11 protein-coding genes and 2 pseudogenes are annotated in these 15262 nt (G+C 58.5%); 8 read left to right on the forward strand and 5 right to left on the reverse strand.

Annotation, left to right across the window (positions count from 1 at the left end; translation table 11 throughout):
• Window positions 1-528: 528 nt before the first annotated feature.
• From GGD67_RS14145 to GGD67_RS14155, 3 genes and pseudogenes are all read right to left on the reverse strand, one after another.
• Window positions 529-2040, reverse strand: coding sequence for a hypothetical protein (locus GGD67_RS14145; protein WP_179733567.1), 1512 nt, complete (start codon window positions 2038-2040; stop codon window positions 529-531).
• A gap of 363 nt (window positions 2041-2403) precedes the next feature.
• On the reverse strand, window positions 2404-2781 hold the full coding sequence (locus GGD67_RS14150) for a hypothetical protein (protein ID WP_179733569.1): 378 nt from the start codon (window positions 2779-2781) through the stop codon (window positions 2404-2406).
• Between the two features lie 274 nt (window positions 2782-3055).
• Window positions 3056-3454 (reverse strand): annotated as a pseudogene (locus GGD67_RS14155) (transposase); the annotation flags it as partial.
• A 1025-nt stretch (window positions 3455-4479) separates the two neighbouring features.
• On the opposite strand from GGD67_RS14155, the gene GGD67_RS14160 reads away from it, so the two are divergent.
• Entirely contained in the window at window positions 4480-6009 is a 1530-nt protein-coding gene (locus GGD67_RS14160; protein ID WP_179733571.1) for a porin, read from the forward strand.
• A gap of 621 nt (window positions 6010-6630) precedes the next feature.
• Window positions 6631-6816 (forward strand): annotated as a pseudogene (locus GGD67_RS40155) (hypothetical protein); the annotation flags it as partial.
• A gap of 104 nt (window positions 6817-6920) precedes the next feature.
• Here the strand turns inward: GGD67_RS40155 and GGD67_RS14170 are convergent.
• Entirely contained in the window at window positions 6921-7793 is an 873-nt protein-coding gene (locus GGD67_RS14170; RefSeq protein WP_179733573.1) for an isocitrate lyase/phosphoenolpyruvate mutase family protein, read from the reverse strand.
• Window positions 7794-7804: 11 nt separating this feature from the next.
• Window positions 7805-8950, reverse strand: a complete 1146-nt coding sequence (locus tag GGD67_RS14175) for a pyridoxal phosphate-dependent aminotransferase (RefSeq protein ID WP_179733575.1) — start codon at window positions 8948-8950, stop codon at window positions 7805-7807.
• Between the two features lie 769 nt (window positions 8951-9719).
• On the opposite strand from GGD67_RS14175, the gene GGD67_RS14180 reads away from it, so the two are divergent.
• The 6 genes from GGD67_RS14180 to GGD67_RS14205 all read left to right on the forward strand — a co-directional run bounded on the left by GGD67_RS14180 (window position 9720) and on the right by GGD67_RS14205 (window position 15239).
• On the forward strand, window positions 9720-10682 hold the full coding sequence (locus tag GGD67_RS14180; RefSeq protein WP_179733577.1) for a carbohydrate ABC transporter permease: 963 nt from the start codon (window positions 9720-9722) through the stop codon (window positions 10680-10682).
• The gene (locus GGD67_RS14185) at window positions 10679-11527 is read left to right on the forward strand and encodes a carbohydrate ABC transporter permease (protein WP_179733579.1); all 849 of its coding nucleotides are present in this window, start codon (window positions 10679-10681) and stop codon (window positions 11525-11527) included. Before GGD67_RS14180 ends, GGD67_RS14185 begins: the two co-directional genes overlap by 4 nt.
• 34 nt (window positions 11528-11561) lie before the next feature.
• On the forward strand, window positions 11562-11729 hold the full coding sequence (locus GGD67_RS14190; RefSeq protein WP_179733580.1) for a hypothetical protein: 168 nt from the start codon (window positions 11562-11564) through the stop codon (window positions 11727-11729).
• Window positions 11705-12340 carry a bifunctional 4-hydroxy-2-oxoglutarate aldolase/2-dehydro-3-deoxy-phosphogluconate aldolase gene (eda, locus tag GGD67_RS14195; protein WP_179733582.1) on the forward strand — a complete coding sequence of 212 codons (636 nt, stop codon included), beginning with the start codon at window positions 11705-11707 and terminating at the stop codon, window positions 12338-12340. Before GGD67_RS14190 ends, eda begins: the two co-directional genes overlap by 25 nt.
• A 63-nt stretch (window positions 12341-12403) precedes the next feature.
• The gene (locus tag GGD67_RS14200) at window positions 12404-13726 is read left to right on the forward strand and encodes an NAD(P)/FAD-dependent oxidoreductase (RefSeq protein ID WP_246790787.1); all 1323 of its coding nucleotides are present in this window, start codon (window positions 12404-12406) and stop codon (window positions 13724-13726) included.
• Between the two features lie 37 nt (window positions 13727-13763).
• A complete protein-coding gene (locus GGD67_RS14205) occupies window positions 13764-15239 on the forward strand; it encodes an alkaline phosphatase family protein (protein WP_179733585.1) in 1476 nt (491 codons plus the stop codon).
• The last annotated feature ends 23 nt before the right edge of the window (window positions 15240-15262 follow it).

Consider the following 15262-nt stretch of genomic DNA (forward strand, 5'->3'; position numbering starts at 1 on the left):
CGCGTTCACCGGCGCGCTCCCCCCGGGCGCCGGAGTCCGAATCTCCAATGGACGGACGTGGGCGCTGGATGGACTACGTCTCCATCGAACGTGTCTACGATCGCTCAAGCACGAGGGCATCTACCTGAAGAGATACGCCGACGGCCGCGAGGCCAAGGGCGGATCGCCAGCTGGATCGCCTTCTACAACGAGCATCGCCTTCATCAGGCGCTCGGCTCCGCACGCCGATCGCCGTCTGGCGCGCGGCAACAGGGAACGCCCCTGTGGACATGATGGACAACGCCGCCGCGCCCACATGCCCACAGCGGCAACAACAGCAGACGACAGCCCGTGCGACATGATAGTAGGAGAAGGAGCGGTCGGCTTTCAAACAGAAACCGGTTCACGCGGTCCCACTATGCGGGTCCATTTCAATCGGTGGTCATCGTGTGTCCGATGCGGCGCTCCAACGCTGGATGATCGAAGGTTGATCCACCTGGACTACGTCACTTTCAATTCTAGCCAATCAATCGCTCTATTGCAGGTTGTTCAAATACGAAAGGCTGTCCAGGTGCCCGTTCCAAATTGAGAGCAGAAGCTACGAGCTGCAAATTCGCGGGGAGCGGCGCCCGTGGAAACTGTTCCCACAAGTAAATTACCTTCAATCAATCCATGAAACTGGAAGTATATATTCGTTGGATCATCCTCGCTTCTCGAGGAAAGGGTGACATCCACCCCTGATATGCGTCCGACGATTGACGAGGATCCAAATCGTCCGTGATGAAATCCTTCGATTGCGCCGTCGCTTAGTTGTGTGAGTTGGAAAGTATGTAGTGCTTGCACGGACAAAAAGCTTAGATTTACTTGCCATTTCCCGGATAAATTCGCATGAGCTTCTGGGATCTTTTGACTATTAATGGCGCCCAATGATGCCATCCGAAAGGCTTCTGCAATAGAAAGGCCTACTGTCTTGGCTTCAGCCGTTGATTGGATGTTAAAGGGGTCAATCAACAACGACGAGTCGGTTGCCCAGAAGTCTTGCAACTTCACGCGATGCCGATCAAACGCAAATTGGCAAATGTGTTCTCCCGTTATCGTAATTTCACTATTCCACGACAGGAAAAGTCTGGGGGCGACCGCTCCATTGGGTTTGTCGATTTTGCTGGTTATAGGAACATCGTGCAACTGCTCGACGAGTACCTCTAGAATCAAATAATGCTTGTCTGTGTCACGTGATCCGTTTGACAGCCAGTCTTCCAGGGCCGTAAGTGCGCCGACAATCTCCTCCTTTCCGACTTTCATTCCTCGGCCAATGGCATGGTGAGGGGGCCCATTTAGCCAAGCCGCGCGGCACAAATCTTTCCGTCCAATGAGAAAACCGGTGGATTGCGGGCCTCGAATGCATTTGCCGCCAGAGTAGATAACGAGGTCGGCGCCCCGCGCGAGCCATACGTCCGGACTTGTGGGAGGCAGGCTCGCCGCATCGACAACTATGGGAATGTTCGGAGCTTGTCCGCGAAGATTCTCCAGTCCGATAAATCCAGCGGCCTCTGCCCGTCCGAGAACGCATATCATCGCGGGCCTATTCGATAGTGCATTTCCCAGCTCGCGCTGGTCTGTAACTTCGACGATAGTTCCTCCCATGTGGCGGATGGCATTATCATATGGAAATCTGTGTGATTTGATGACGATGACGTCGGAGGAAAGCTCGCCTGTCTCAGGCAAGCGTAGCATCGCCTCGGGGTCATTTCCTGCAATGCAAGCAGCCGTCGCCAGCGCGAGAGCGGCCGTACTACCTGCAGATACCATCCCCCACTGCGCGCCCGTTAGCCTGGCGATATAGGCCCCGGCCCCTTCGGCAAGCTCATCGAGATCAACAAAATGTCTTGAAGCGGCCAACATTGCATCCATGACGTTTGAGCTGGGGTTGCTGCCGCCATAGTTCGTCCGAGTGCCTGTACAATTGATGATCGGTTCGACACCGATACGTCTATAGACCCAATCAGTTGAGGTCGCGGTTAGCTTCTCACTACCGAAATTCGTGGGTTCAAAGACGCTCAACGCTTTCTCCTTCGCTTTCGCTTCGATAAGCCCATCGTTGTCTCCATGCGACAGGGAAGCTAAATTCCACCCCGCTAGACAATCGCCAGCCTCGAACAGCGTGGGAAATCGTCTAGACGGCGGCTCGTTCTCGGAGGCGCCTCCCTCCTGAAGCATCTGGTGATCGCACAGTAACATCGCTTTACCAGCAATTTCTCCTCGCCGCGCGCAAAGTTGTTGCTGTCGGCGAAGGCTAATTCCCTTACTCACACAAACATATCGTCGGATCGGTGCGCGGCTCGCTGCAGATTTGACAGGCCCTTCGCGGTAAGCAGTAAACAGCAAGCGTTAGCTTGGACGGTTAAGAATGCGAACGCCTCCAAATCATCGACCGTGAATGCCTGCACCCACGATATGAAGGTGATCCGAAGTAGCGCGCCGCAACGCGATCTGTTTCGGCAGAGATCGATCCTCCGCTCGGGCAGGCTCGTAGTCGACGAGGAGCTCATCGAGACCGGCACCCCCTTCATCACTGCCGGCATCGCTTTCTTCTAATTGAACACGGCCGCATAGATCGATGCCGCAGGAGAGGCGGGTCCCCGGCTGACACTTCACCAAAATTGGTAAGGGCTGCCGATCGCCAACAGACGAGCTCATGTTCAGAAGACAGCTAGACTTGATGCGTTCGAGCTCGTTGACGAGTTGGCGCCGTGAAGAGTTGTTGGCGCGAGCGTAGCCGACAGGAAAGCCAATCGACAGCATGGTGACCCAGCAAGGTTTTAAAGCGTCATGCTCGGCGATCGCGCCGGATCCTGTGGTTGATATCGCATGCCGAACTCCTTGCAGGTGCGCTTGAGCAGCTTGGCGTTCATTAACCGATAGGTCGCATCTACGATCACCTAGATCAATTACTAACGGTGGTAGTTGACCGTAATGACCACTGCACATCACCACAAATTGGCACGGAAGTTGCTACAACTGGCCATATTGGATGTTTGATGGTTGCCGTCAGGAACTCAGAGTTCGACGCGTTTGTTCACCTTGGCGAATTCGACCCGTCTCTTGCTACGGCCAGCTCAAGGTGTGCTACGGCAGAGCGAGGAATACGCTTGAAGCCGACGAAGGTCTTCGCCAAGTGGGCACTTTGGCGCCGACCTTGCGGGGTGCTGGCGATGCGGGCCAAGACGTCCGCCAGCCAGGCTTGCGGATCGATGTCGTTGAGCTTTGCGGTCATGATCAGCGTCGCCATGATGGCGGCGCGATCAGCGCCGCGTTCCGAGCCGGCGAACAGCCAGGACTTGCGGCGGAGAGCAAAGCCGCGCAGCGCGCGCTCCGCCGCAATGTTTGTCAGGCAGATCCGCCCTTCATCGATGAATCGAGTGAACCGATCCCAGCGGCGCAGCATGTAGTCGATTGGCTTTGCGACCGATGAGGAGGTCGCAATCGGCAAACTCGCGCGGAGTCTGGCGCGTCGACATGGTGTCGTCGAGTTCGTCTACGAGGCTGGATCATGCGGCTACAACGTTCAACGTCAACTCTCGACAATGGGGATGATCTGCAGAGTGTGCGCCCCCTCGCTGACGCCGCGCAAGCCTAGACTTCGATCTGCTTCTCGTTTCTCTTGGGATCGCTATATATCGCGCAGCACTGCCGCAACAGGCTGCTCCGCATTATCTCTGGATTTCATGCCACTTTGTTGTCTCACGGATCAAAAATGACTAGCCAAAATGGCCGACTATAAAAACCAGCACTTTGTTCCGAAATGTCTGTTGCGCCAGTTCTCCGGCGAGATCGACACGGCTCGGTGGGGAGTTCTTGTAGGCGAGAACTCGATCTTGGTCCTTTAGTTGGTTTGTCGAGCGAGATTCTCGTGGATCTAAACGACCATAAGTTTGTGAATAGCGGCCTGTTTCTGGTCCAGTCCCGAGGACCATCTTCTTGCGGCACGAGGGGTCAAGGTCCGCAGAACGTGGCTTCTGAGCCCGACCGAAAACGTAACCCCAGAGACGCTGGTAAAGGACCCCCGGCTTTGTGGGGCGCATCAGGCTCGTCTGGAAAAGGATCTGAGTTCCCAAAAATATCGGGCACGGTGGCCTGGCCGTTGAGAAGAGCGCTTTGCGACGGCTATTCAGTTTGCCCTGACTGAGAAGGACGAACCGCCTTCGCTTGTGGGCTAGCTAGGAGCATACGGCTGAAATCGCGCCCGGCCGCTCGCTCGCTACAGCGCGATTTGGGCAGCGCCCTTCCCGAGCGGCCGAACTGCCGTTTGAGCGAGCCGCCAAGCTCTTTGAGCCTCGCCGCCCCTCAAAACGCAACAGCTTGAAGTTAGACGATCATGCCCAGCAAACATCCATCACCAAATCAGAATGTCTCATCGCATTATTTGATGTTTGTCACCGAATGATTGTCTTCCGACGATACTGCGTCGGCCGCGCAAATTCGGGACGAATAGGGTGGCAAATGACATTCGCAAACATGAACTTTGGCTCACATGGAACGATCAAACGAGCTGCACTAACTTCAGCGGCAAGCTTGATCGCGTTAGGGGGGGCACAGGCGGCTGACCTTCCCGCGAAAGTCAAAGCGAACGAGTACGTGAAGGGTTGCTCGCTGTATGGTGCCGGATTCTACTACATCCCGGGGACCGATACCTGTATCAAACTGGGTGGGTACCTGCGCGCTGAGACAACCCTCTTGCCAGGCCGCGTGAACGGCGTGACCGGCGCTAACAACCGTCTCGGTAACTATTACACCACTCGTTCTCGTGAGGGCCTTAACATCGATACTCGCACGGCGACTGAGTACGGCGTAGTTCGGACGTATTTCGACGTGCTTCTCCAGTGGACTACGGGGGGCTACGCCGCCGCTGGCGTCGGTCTCAATGGCGGCGCCACGACGTACTCCGGCGACTCCATCGCGGGCGGTTCACTCCTCCTGAACTACGCGTTCATCCAGTTCGCGGGTTTCACCTTCGGTCAGGCGCAGTCGCAATTCAACACGCCTTGGCTCGAGTATCCGGCGAACATCTTCTTCGAGCTGCCGGGCAGCGGCGGCGGGGACGCCGTGAATCAGTTCACGTATACAGCCGACTTCGGTCAGGGCATCACAGCTTCCTTCTCGGCCCAGGATCAGGTCGCCAGATACACAACCAATATCTGGAACGTGAGCGCCGCGACGCCGGCAGGTCTAGCGACCGGTGCGTACGGTGCCAACGACATCGGGGGCGCGCGAGCTCCAGATCTCATTGCTATGCTTCGTGTTGACCAAGCTTGGGGCCTCTTTCAGGCCTCAGTCGCTGCACATGACAACCATGCCGCGTATTACGGCGGCACCGAGTCGACCGATCATCCGGGTGACAAGTGGGGCTGGGCCGGACAGTTGGCCCTATCGATCAAGAACATCCCGACTGGTCCGGGTGACACGTTCAATGCGACTGGCGTGTATGCTAACGGTGCAAGCCGCTATGCCTTCAACAGCTATATGTCGACGACCTACGCGATGTACGGTAGTACGGGCGTGGCGGGTGCTTACCAAAGTCTCGGAATTGGCGGTGTGTCTGACTCCGTCTTCGTCGCCGGTGCCGGTCAGGAGCTGACCACGACCTATGGCGTCAACGCTGGGTACAACCACAACTGGGATCCACACTGGGCCACCAGTCTCTTTGGAGGGTGGGGTGCTGTCCGGTATAACAGCACAGCCAAGGGCTACATTTGCGGTGCATTCGTCACAGGCCTGACGCTTTCGAGCGGGGGTGCCGGTTGCAATCCCGACTTCAACTACGGGGTTGTTGGTACACGCACAATCTGGACGCCGATTAAGAACCTGGCGTTTACGGCCGAGCTGGGCTACGCCATGCTCGATCAGAAGTACGTGGGCGGAAGTACTGTGACGCTGCCGCTCCAGTCGGGTGTCGCCAAGCCGGGTGCTAAGTTTGAGCTGAAGGACCAGAGCGCGGTAAGCATTCTCCTGCGCGCGCAGCGAAATTGGTGAGATCCTTTCAACTAAGGTAGGAGAAAGGATCTCTCGGAAAACTTGGCAAAGCTGGAGCGGCCAGCCTGAGTAGGTGGCTATCTGTTTTAGATGTCCGAGGAAGGCCTCCGATATGCCAGTCGGAAGCCTTTTGGCTCTTGAGGTTGCGAGCCCCACGAGCAGGCAATCGGCGTGCCGATGGTTGCTCATCTCGGCACTTGCCGCCAAGGTTCTCCAAGGCCGCAGGAAGACCATGACCATCCTGGCGGCTCCGCGCCGTGACCGGGTCGATACGCCACGGTTCATCGGGGGGCCAATCGATGGCGACAGCTCTTGGATCTATTCGGGAAAGTTCTTCTGCCGCCCCTTCGACGCGGCGATATCGTCGTCATGGACATGTGTGGACGCCACCGTTGGTGCAAGAAGAAACTTTCGAGGAGCACGGAGCGTGGTCGGGTGCTGAAATGTGTCCGGCCTTTTGCTGCGGCCATCATATACCGCTGGCCCGTATGGGAGTTCACGGAGCGGGTTTAATTCAACCTCGCGTGCTCAAGGCGCGTATCCATGATCTGTTTTCACGATCCCGTCTCGTTGACCGTGCGCCACAATCTCCGGTTGATCTTCTCACAACTTTCAAGAAACCTGCCGCCATACTCCCCTGACCTCAATCCGATCAAACAGGCCTTCGCCAAGCTCAAACATCTGCTCCGAAAGGCTGCCGCGCGAACCATCGACCCTGGAATCTGCGATTCCTGCATATCAACAATATCTCGCTCACAAAACCCGCTAGTTGGTACTCCGTACGATCGGACTCAGGAGTCGAATTGATAACGGTAGCGTTTTCCAGAGACGCTTCTTATGCGCGCCGTGAGAACGGTCGGCGCTATCGCTCTTCTCCAGCCGAAACACGCTACCTCTCGAGGAGAACGCCTTCAGCGCAGGAAGCGAGCTTCAGCTGCCTTAATCTCGTCCATCCTCTGAAGCCTGAAAACCTCCTCAACTGCGAGAATGTCCTTGTGCACGTTCTGAACGCCGCCGTCCGCCATGATCCGACGGAAGGTCTCCTGCATGGCAGTTGCAGCAGCGCGGATACCGTAGTTGCCGTAGATCATCATGCGAATATTACCGAGTGCCTTGACGCGCTCGGCGTCGAGATCCGGGTAAGCGTTCGGCACGATCACCAACGGCACCAACTCGTTCCAAGCGCGCGAGAAGCTTTCGATCTCCAAGGGATTCTTCTCTTTCGAATGGATCAGGATCATGTCGGCGCCAGCGTCCACATAGGCGTTGGCCCGATGCAGAGCTTCCGCTTCTCCAACACCTGCGATCAGAGCTTCGGTACGAGCGATGACGAGGAAATCCGGATCCTGCCGTGTCGCGACGGCCGCCGCAATCTTGCCCCGGAATTCCTCAATGCGCAGCAATTGCTGGCGTCCGCCGGCAACAAGGCTCGTTACTTTTGGAAAGGTCTTGTCTTCGATGACGACGGCGCTGGCGCCGGCTCGCTCGTATTCCCTGATCGCATGGATGACATTGATAGCATTGCCATAGCCGGTATCAATATCGGCAACGATCGGCAGCGTCGTGCGTCCGGCGATCGCTCGCAGCATGTCGAGATGTTGTGTCATTGAGATCACGCTCATGTCCGCAACGCCGTAAAGTGCCGACAACTCGAATCCGGAGGCCCACAAGCCATCGAAACCGGCTTCTTCTGCGAGGATTGCCGAAAGCGGGCTATGGGCGGCCATGATGTGGACAAGGCCGGTTTCGGCCATGCGGGCGCGGAGGCGTTTGGCAGGGGACATCGGTATTTCCTTCAGGTGAGGACCGTGCAGGCGGCGATGATGCGGTCGGAGGCGCGACTGAGATCCTCGAGCGAGCAGGCATAGGAAATGCGGATATAGGGCGACGCCATGAAGCCGCTGCCGGGTACGACTGCTACGGCAAATTCGTCGAGCAGATACATCGCAAAATCCGTGTCCGTTTCGATGATTTTGCCTTTCGGCGTGCGCTTGCCGATAACACCTGCACAGGAGGGGAAAACGTAGAAGGCACCGTCCGGCATCCGGCATGAAAGTCCATCGGCCTGGTTCAGCTTGGCGACAACCAAATCGCGGCGCTGCAGAAAAGCGCTCGCGAATTCCTCGATATGCTTTCTGCCGCCGGAGAGCGCCTCGATGGCAGCATATTGCGAAATCGAGCTGGTGTGCGAAGAGGTCTGGCTCTGGATCAAATTCATGGCCTTGATCAGCGACGAAGGCCCCGCGCCATAGCCGACGCGCCAACCGGTCATTGCGTCGGCCTTGGATACACCGTTGACCGTCAGCGTGCGGTCGTAGAGGTCCGGCTCGATCGCGGCAATCGTGGCGAAGTCGGCGCTGTAGGTGAGTTTTTCATAGATATCGTCGGACAGCACGTGGACATGCGCATGGCGGCGGAGCACCGCGGCGAGCGCCAGGAGCTCGCTTCGGCTGTAAACCGCTCCGGTCGGATTGCAGGGCGAATTCAGCATCAGCCACTTAGTGCGAGGCGTGATCGCTGCTTCCAACGCCTCCGGGCGTAGCTTGAAGCCATGGAATTCATCACAGGCGACGAGAACCGGCTTGCCGCCGGCGAGGGCCACCATATCGGGGTAGGAGACCCAGCACGGCGTCGGGATCACCACCTCGTCACCTGCGTCGAGGCTGGCGAAGAGTGCGTTGAAGACGACCTGCTTGGCGCCGCAGGCGACAGTGATCTGGTCGATCCCGTAGTCGAGACCGTGATCGCGGCCGAAGCTCTTTCGGATCGCCTCGCGCAGTTGCTTGATGCCGGAGACCGGGGTGTATTTCGTCCGCCCGTCGCGGATTGCCCGGATGCCGGCCTCGCAGATAGCGGCCGGCGTGTTGAAATCCGGTTCGCCCGCACTGAGCGTGATCACGTCACCACCCTGATCGCGTAGCTCAGCGGCTCGCGCGGTCATGGCCTTAGTTTCCGATGGACGGATAGCTTTGAGCCGATCTGAAACGAGAGACAAAATAGAACACCTGCGAAGTTCGACGGAAAGTTTGCGGGGCGACTTCTACTCATTCGCAAACGGGCTCTCCAATCGGCTAATCGCATTCTTGAATGAAGTGTACGACAATTGCGATGCTTTGTGTGCTTCGCCGAAGTTGGCCTCGCTTGCAGCGCGGTGACCACCACAGGTCAGACGAACGCGGTCGTGATCGCCTGCAATAGGCCCGTTGTAAGCGTCGTTTTGGAATCTTCGGCAGCTGAGGCCGGGGGCGACTCCGAGATTGTTGCCACCCGCGTCACGTTCGAGAACGCCCCCATCAACGGTGCGACACCGCATTCACCGAGAGCTCTTGTTTCCGAAATCTGTCCCGGCGCGGAAAACATCATCGTATATACGCAAGTCTGTATCTAATTATTCGATGATAGTCATCCGACTGTAGCAGTTCGGCTTTCTAACGGCTCGCACGTCAGGACACGTCCAAACGGGATATGCGATCTCAGTTCCGTGCTCCGAAACGCTTGCATGAAGATTTGGAATTGACGGCTATGGCATTCGTATTCATCGACAGTCTTCGAAGAAAATGCGGCCTGACCTCTTGCGAACCGGCCGACTTTACCGGGCTGCGGCGCGTGGCGGTCGCCTGAGCAATGATGTGCCATCCGGCTCACCAGCGCTTCCGCCGGGAAGTGGAATCCGGCCGCGCAACGATCCTGCCCATGCGGGAGATCGCCCGATGAGCGAGCCCCTTGCTCCTTCCGCCGCCTCCGACAAACCGTTCCCGATCGGCGGCTTTCGAGCATCCTCCGCGATCTCACCGGGGCGTGCGTTGACGGAAACGCTAGCAGCTTGGACGCTGGCCGCGCCGGCGGTATTCTTTCTGCTGGTCCTATTTTTCCTACCGGTGACTGGCGTATTCGTCATCGCGCTCACGGACTGGCAGTTCGGCGCGGGGACGCTCTCCTTCGTCGGGCTTGCCAACTTTCGCGCGATCTTCGCTGACGCCGGCTTCAGAGCCTCGCTCATCAACACTGTGCTGTACGTTCTGATCGTCGTGCCGGGCACCGTCGCGCTCGGACTTCTGATTGCGCTTCTGATCGAGCGTGGAAAGTCCTGCCGCTCCTTTTACCGCGCCATCCACTTTCTGCCATTCATGGCGACACTCACGGCTATGGCCATCGCTTGGGAGGCGCTGCTGCATCCCACGATCGGCCTCGTCAACCAAGTTCTCGCTGCCGTCGGCCTACCGACCGCCAACTGGCTGCGCGACGAGGATACGGCTCTACCGGTGCTAGCTGTCATCGGTATCTGGCAAAACCTCGGTTATGCCATGGTGTTGTTTCTCGCCGGTCTCAAGAGCATCCCACAAGATCTCTACGATGCTGCCAATGTAGATGGTGCTGACTTTTGGCTCGACCGGCTGCGCATCGTCACCCTCCCCATGCTCGGGCCCGTCTCGATGTTTGTCGTGATTGTGGTGGCCCTGCGGGCTTTCCAAGCATTCGATACGATCCAAATCCTAACTGGGGGCGGCCCCGGCCATGCTTCCGAAGTGCTGCTCTACACGCTCTATCGTGAGAGCTTCGAGTACTTGCACGCCGGATATGGCGCCGCCGTTGCCGTCGTGTTTCTCGCCATCGTCGTGACGCTCACACTCGTGCAGGTGTGCGTCATGGACAGCAAGGTACATTACCAATGAGCCCAACCAGCTCTAGCAATTGCTTGTCGCCACCGGCCGCGATTCTTCGCCATGCGGTGCTGCTCGTCACCGGCGCGCTCATTCTCGTCCCGTTCGTCTGGATGCTGTCGCTATCGATCAAGACCCCGGGTGAGATCTTTCGGGCGAGCTTCTCCTTCTGGCCCGCGCAATTCTATGGTGTCGAGAACTATACGAAGGCACTGACGACGGCACCGTTGCTGCGCTACATGGGCAACGGTCTGATCGTCTGTGCTCTCGTCCTGGCGCTACAGATCATCGTCTGCGCGCCCTGCGCGTATGCTCTGGCCAAGCTGCGGTTTCCCGGACGCGATCTGCTTTTCGGCATGGTGCTTATCAGCCTGCTCCTGCCGTACCAGGTACTCTCGATGCCGCTCTTCATTCTCGGTTATCAGATCGGTATCCTCGACACGTATGCGGCGCTTGTCTTTCCTTACGTAGTCTCGCCATTCGGTATCTTTCTGTTTCGTCAGTTCTTCAAGACCATTCCCGATGATGTCGTCCATGCTGCCCGTCTCGACGGCCTTTCGGAATTAGCGATCGTCTGGAGGATTATGGTGCCGATGGCACTTCCGGCCATCATCGCCTTCTCGATCTTTTCCGTAGTCAGCCACTGGAACGACCTCTTCTGGCCGCTGATCGCAGTGCGCTCCGAGAACCTGATGCCGCCCCCGCTCGGCATCATGGCCTTCAAGAACGAAGAGGCCGGCAATGACTACGGCCCACTCATGGCCGCGGCAACACTCGTCGTCTTGCCCCTCATCATCGCATTTATCGTTGCACAGAAATGGTTCGTCGAGGGGCTGACGGGTGGGGCAGTCAAGTGAAGAAGGTCCGAAATTGTCTGGCATGAAATTCTTCATGAATGTGATCATCGGGCGCAATTTACTGAAGGCTTCCCATTTTCCCCAGGCGTGGGGCAGGGCGGAAGAGGCGCTAAAGGCCACGATGCAGCCGGTGCCCAGCCCTGCAGCCGCCAATGCAAACTTCGACAAAGGTGCGAAATGCCATTCAAATCCGCGCGCATAAACGAAATCTGTGCATTGGCCCCAGTCGTTCCTGCGCTTGTGGTCGAAGATGTGAGACATGCTCGACCGCTGGCAGAAGCTCTGGTCGCGGGCGGTCTGGTCGCAATCGAAGTAACCCTTCGTACGCCGGCCGCCCTCGACGTTATTCGAGCAATGGTCGACATCCCTGGCTGCCTGATCGGGGCTGGTACTTTGGTAACCGCTCGGGATGTACGGGCGGCCAAAGCGGCGGGTGCAGTCTTCGGCGTGTCCCCTGGCACGACGGACCAGTTGATCGCGGCTTGCGAGGCTGAGGAGCTGCCGCTTCTTCCGGGTGCTTCCACGACCAGCGAGGTGATGGCGTTGCTGGAGAAGGGTTACGACACGCTGAAATTCTTCCCGGCGGAAGCTTCCGGCGGTGTTCCCGCGCTCAGGTCAATCAGCGCTGCGCTACCGCGGATATCATTCTGCCCGTCCGGGGGGATCACGCCTGCAAATGCACGGGAGTACTTTTCGGCGGCTCGCGTTGTTTGTGTCGGCGGGAACTGGGTCGCGCCTGCCGAGACCATCAAAGCCGGACATTGGACAGAGATCGAGGCTTTGGCTCGCGAAGCAGCGAAGCTGAACAGCTGACTGCTTTTCACTATGGGCCAGGAACAATCGCAGGCCGGCTTACGAGAAATGACCGCGACAAACATGGCTATCGATCATCACAAGCAAAACATGGCAAACACCAAGCACATCGTCGTCATTGGCGCAGGGATTGTCGGTGCAGTCACCGGGCTCGAACTGGCACGTCGCGGCCACAGGGTTACCATCATCGAGCCCGGCGAACCCGGCGGCGAGCACGCCGCAAGTTACGGCAACGGTGGCTGGCTCAGCCCAAGCCTGGTCGTCCCGCTTTCGCTGCCCGGACTGTGGCGCAAGCTTCCGCGCTACCTGCTCGATCCGGTCGGTCCGCTTACCATCCGCTGGTGTCATCTGCCGCGGCTCGCGCCCTGGCTCATCCGGTTTCTTCTTGCCGGCTTTTCGGCCCGAAGGGTTGAGAAAACCGCCTTGGCGCTTCATCCCCTCGTTGCCGATTGTCATCTGCGCCACGACGAGTTGGCAGCCGAGGCCGGCGTCTCGGACTTAATCGAACGCAAAGGCCAGCTCCAGGTCTATCGCACCCGTGCCGATTTTGAGGCCGAGGGGATGGGGATGACTTGGTACCTGCGGCGCCTGACAGGCTGCACCTGGACCGAACTCAATGCCGAGGAGATCCGCCGTCGCGAACCGGCACTTGATTCGCGCTATACGTTCGGCGTTGTTCTCGACGGCTATAATTGCGTCAAGCCGGGTCTTTATGTTGCCGCGCTGGTGCGCCGCGCCCTAAGCCTCGGTGTCGAGCTCAAGCGAGCACGGGCGCTCGGGTTCCGCTCGGAGAGCGATCGCGTCACCGCGGTCGTAACTGATGATGGCGATGTAGTCTGCGATGATGTGGTGATCTCGGCCGGCATCCACTCCAAGGCACTGGCGGCGGCGGCGGGGGATCGGGTCAGTCTCGAAGCTGAACGGGGCTACCACGTTGAGATCTCGGACATGGATCCGCTGCCACGCAACCGTCTGCTGCTGATGGATGGTCCGATGGCCAACACGCCGTCGCGCTTCGGTCTGAGGATTACCGGACACGTCGAATTCTCCCATCTCAACGAGCCGGCCGACTGGCGACACGCGGAAGTTCTGAAGAAATTCACCGTTGGGGCCTATAGGCTTACTCACAATCCCGACCGAGTCCGCTTCTGGATGGGTGCGCGACCATCAACACCTGACTATCTGCCGGTCATTGGGCGGGCCAGCCGGCTCTCAAACGTAATCCATGCGTTCGGTCATGGGCACATCGGAGTTGCGTCGTCGCCCAACACCGCTCGCGCGGTCGCAGATATCATCGAAAACCGTCCACCACCCTTCGAACTCGCACCTTATTCGCCGCGACGCTTCTCTCTTCTCGGCCGATTGCGGCCAATCGCTGCCCGCTAAATCAGCCATAACCGTCCGCTCGAAGAGAGTTTGACGAATGCCTTTCCGCTTCCTTATCGTCAGCTTCGATGGACTGCGCCCCGACCTCGTCGGTCCCGCGCTGACACCCAACCTCTGCCGATTAAAAGCCGCCGGGGTGACGCTCACGAACCATCGCACGATCTATCCGAGCGAGACGCGCTCGGCCTTTCCAAGCCTCGTCACCGGCGCAACCACGGATCGACACGGAATGGTGGGCAACAAATACGTCGACCGCTCTGTCAACCCGTCGCGCTACATTGACACCTCCGACTCGGTGCTGTTGCGTCGACTCGACCTCGAAAGCGGAGGGCGGCTCTATTCGGCGCCGTCCCTCGGCGAGATCATGGCGGCGGCCGGCCGCAGCCTCGCCGTGCTCGCCACCAACACTCCGGGCACAACTCGGCTCTTCCACCACAAGGCAGAAGATTTCGGCCACGTCCGGTTGTCCGGTCATTTTCGCGAGGCATGCACGCCGGACGATGCGCTAGCTGCCATCGAGGCGCAAGTCGGTCCACTGAGCCCGGCGCCGCCAAACACAGAGCCGGATCGGAATGGACAGGACTGGATTTCCTCTGCCTTCTTGGACGTTGTTTGGCCGCGATACCGGCCTGATGTCACGATCCTTTCCTATGGCGAGCCGGACGTCACCTCGCATTTCCACGGCACGGGCGCGGAGGCGACGCGCTCAATCATTGCCCATTGCGACCGACAGTTTGGCCGCGTGCTCGACTGGTGGGAGGCGGAGGGAAGGGGAGAGGGCGTGCAGATATTCGCGACCTCTGACCATGGTCACATCACCGGCCATACTCGCGCGTCGGTTGCCGACACCGTACGTACCGCAGGCTTCAGCGCCGGCGTCACGCCAGCACCGGATGTGGATGTGACAGTCGTGCCCGGCCAAGTCGGCGCCCTCTATCTCGCCGATCCGACTGAGGCGAAGATTGCCCGGTTGGTCGCAGCTATCACATCCGAGGCGTGGTGCGGGAATGTGTTCACGCGGGCGAAGGACTCGATCAACGGCATCGCCCCTGGGAGCCTTTCGAATCGCCTCGTCTTCGCTGACCATGTTCGTGCGCCGGACGTCGCCTTTTCCTTCCGCGCTGACGACAGGATCGATCGCTTCGGCCTCGTAGGCTGCACGTTCTACGACAATGATCGCGGACCAGGCCTCGGCCTTCACGGCGGACTACATCCGAAGGAACTTGCAGTAATCGGAATCGTCGGAGGATCAGCTTTTTCGGACACTGGATCCGCATCTTCTTTGCCATCGGGAATTTGCGACCTTGCGCCGACGATCCTCCATCTGCTTGGGATTGACGCACCGACGACGGTTGGTGGACGGGTGCTGACTGAGATTTTGCGGTCAAAATCGCGCGCGGAGGATACCCGCGGAGAAATCTTCGAAGCGCGACTTGGCAGCTACAAACAGATTCTTCGTCGGGTGGTGGTAGGCAACACTAGCTACGTTGAAAGCGGAATGGCCGGCATCTGACACTGGTCACGACCTGGCAACAC

The organism is Bradyrhizobium sp. IAR9, assembly GCF_013408065.1.
Classification (GTDB): Bacteria; Pseudomonadota; Alphaproteobacteria; order Rhizobiales; family Xanthobacteraceae; genus Bradyrhizobium.

Bases quoted from the DNA above. Each gene is read 5' to 3' on its own strand.
- GGD67_RS14170 (WP_179733573.1), bottom strand. From the start codon at position 7,793: ATGTCCCCTGCCAAACGCCTCCGCGCCCGCATGGCCGAAACCGGCCTT.
- GGD67_RS14200 (WP_246790787.1), top strand. From the start codon at position 12,404: ATGGCTATCGATCATCACAAGCAAAACATGGCAAACACCAAGCACATC.
- GGD67_RS14160 (WP_179733571.1), top strand. From the start codon at position 4,480: ATGACATTCGCAAACATGAACTTTGGCTCACATGGAACGATCAAACGA.
- GGD67_RS14185 (WP_179733579.1), top strand. From the start codon at position 10,679: ATGAGCCCAACCAGCTCTAGCAATTGCTTGTCGCCACCGGCCGCGATT.
- eda (WP_179733582.1), top strand. From the start codon at position 11,705: ATGCCATTCAAATCCGCGCGCATAAACGAAATCTGTGCATTGGCCCCA.
- GGD67_RS14180 (WP_179733577.1), top strand. From the start codon at position 9,720: ATGAGCGAGCCCCTTGCTCCTTCCGCCGCCTCCGACAAACCGTTCCCG.
- GGD67_RS14190 (WP_179733580.1), top strand. From the start codon at position 11,562: ATGAATGTGATCATCGGGCGCAATTTACTGAAGGCTTCCCATTTTCCC.
- GGD67_RS14205 (WP_179733585.1), top strand. From the start codon at position 13,764: ATGCCTTTCCGCTTCCTTATCGTCAGCTTCGATGGACTGCGCCCCGAC.
- GGD67_RS14175 (WP_179733575.1), bottom strand. From the start codon at position 8,950: ATGACCGCGCGAGCCGCTGAGCTACGCGATCAGGGTGGTGACGTGATC.
- GGD67_RS14150 (WP_179733569.1), bottom strand. From the start codon at position 2,781: ATGCTGTCGATTGGCTTTCCTGTCGGCTACGCTCGCGCCAACAACTCT.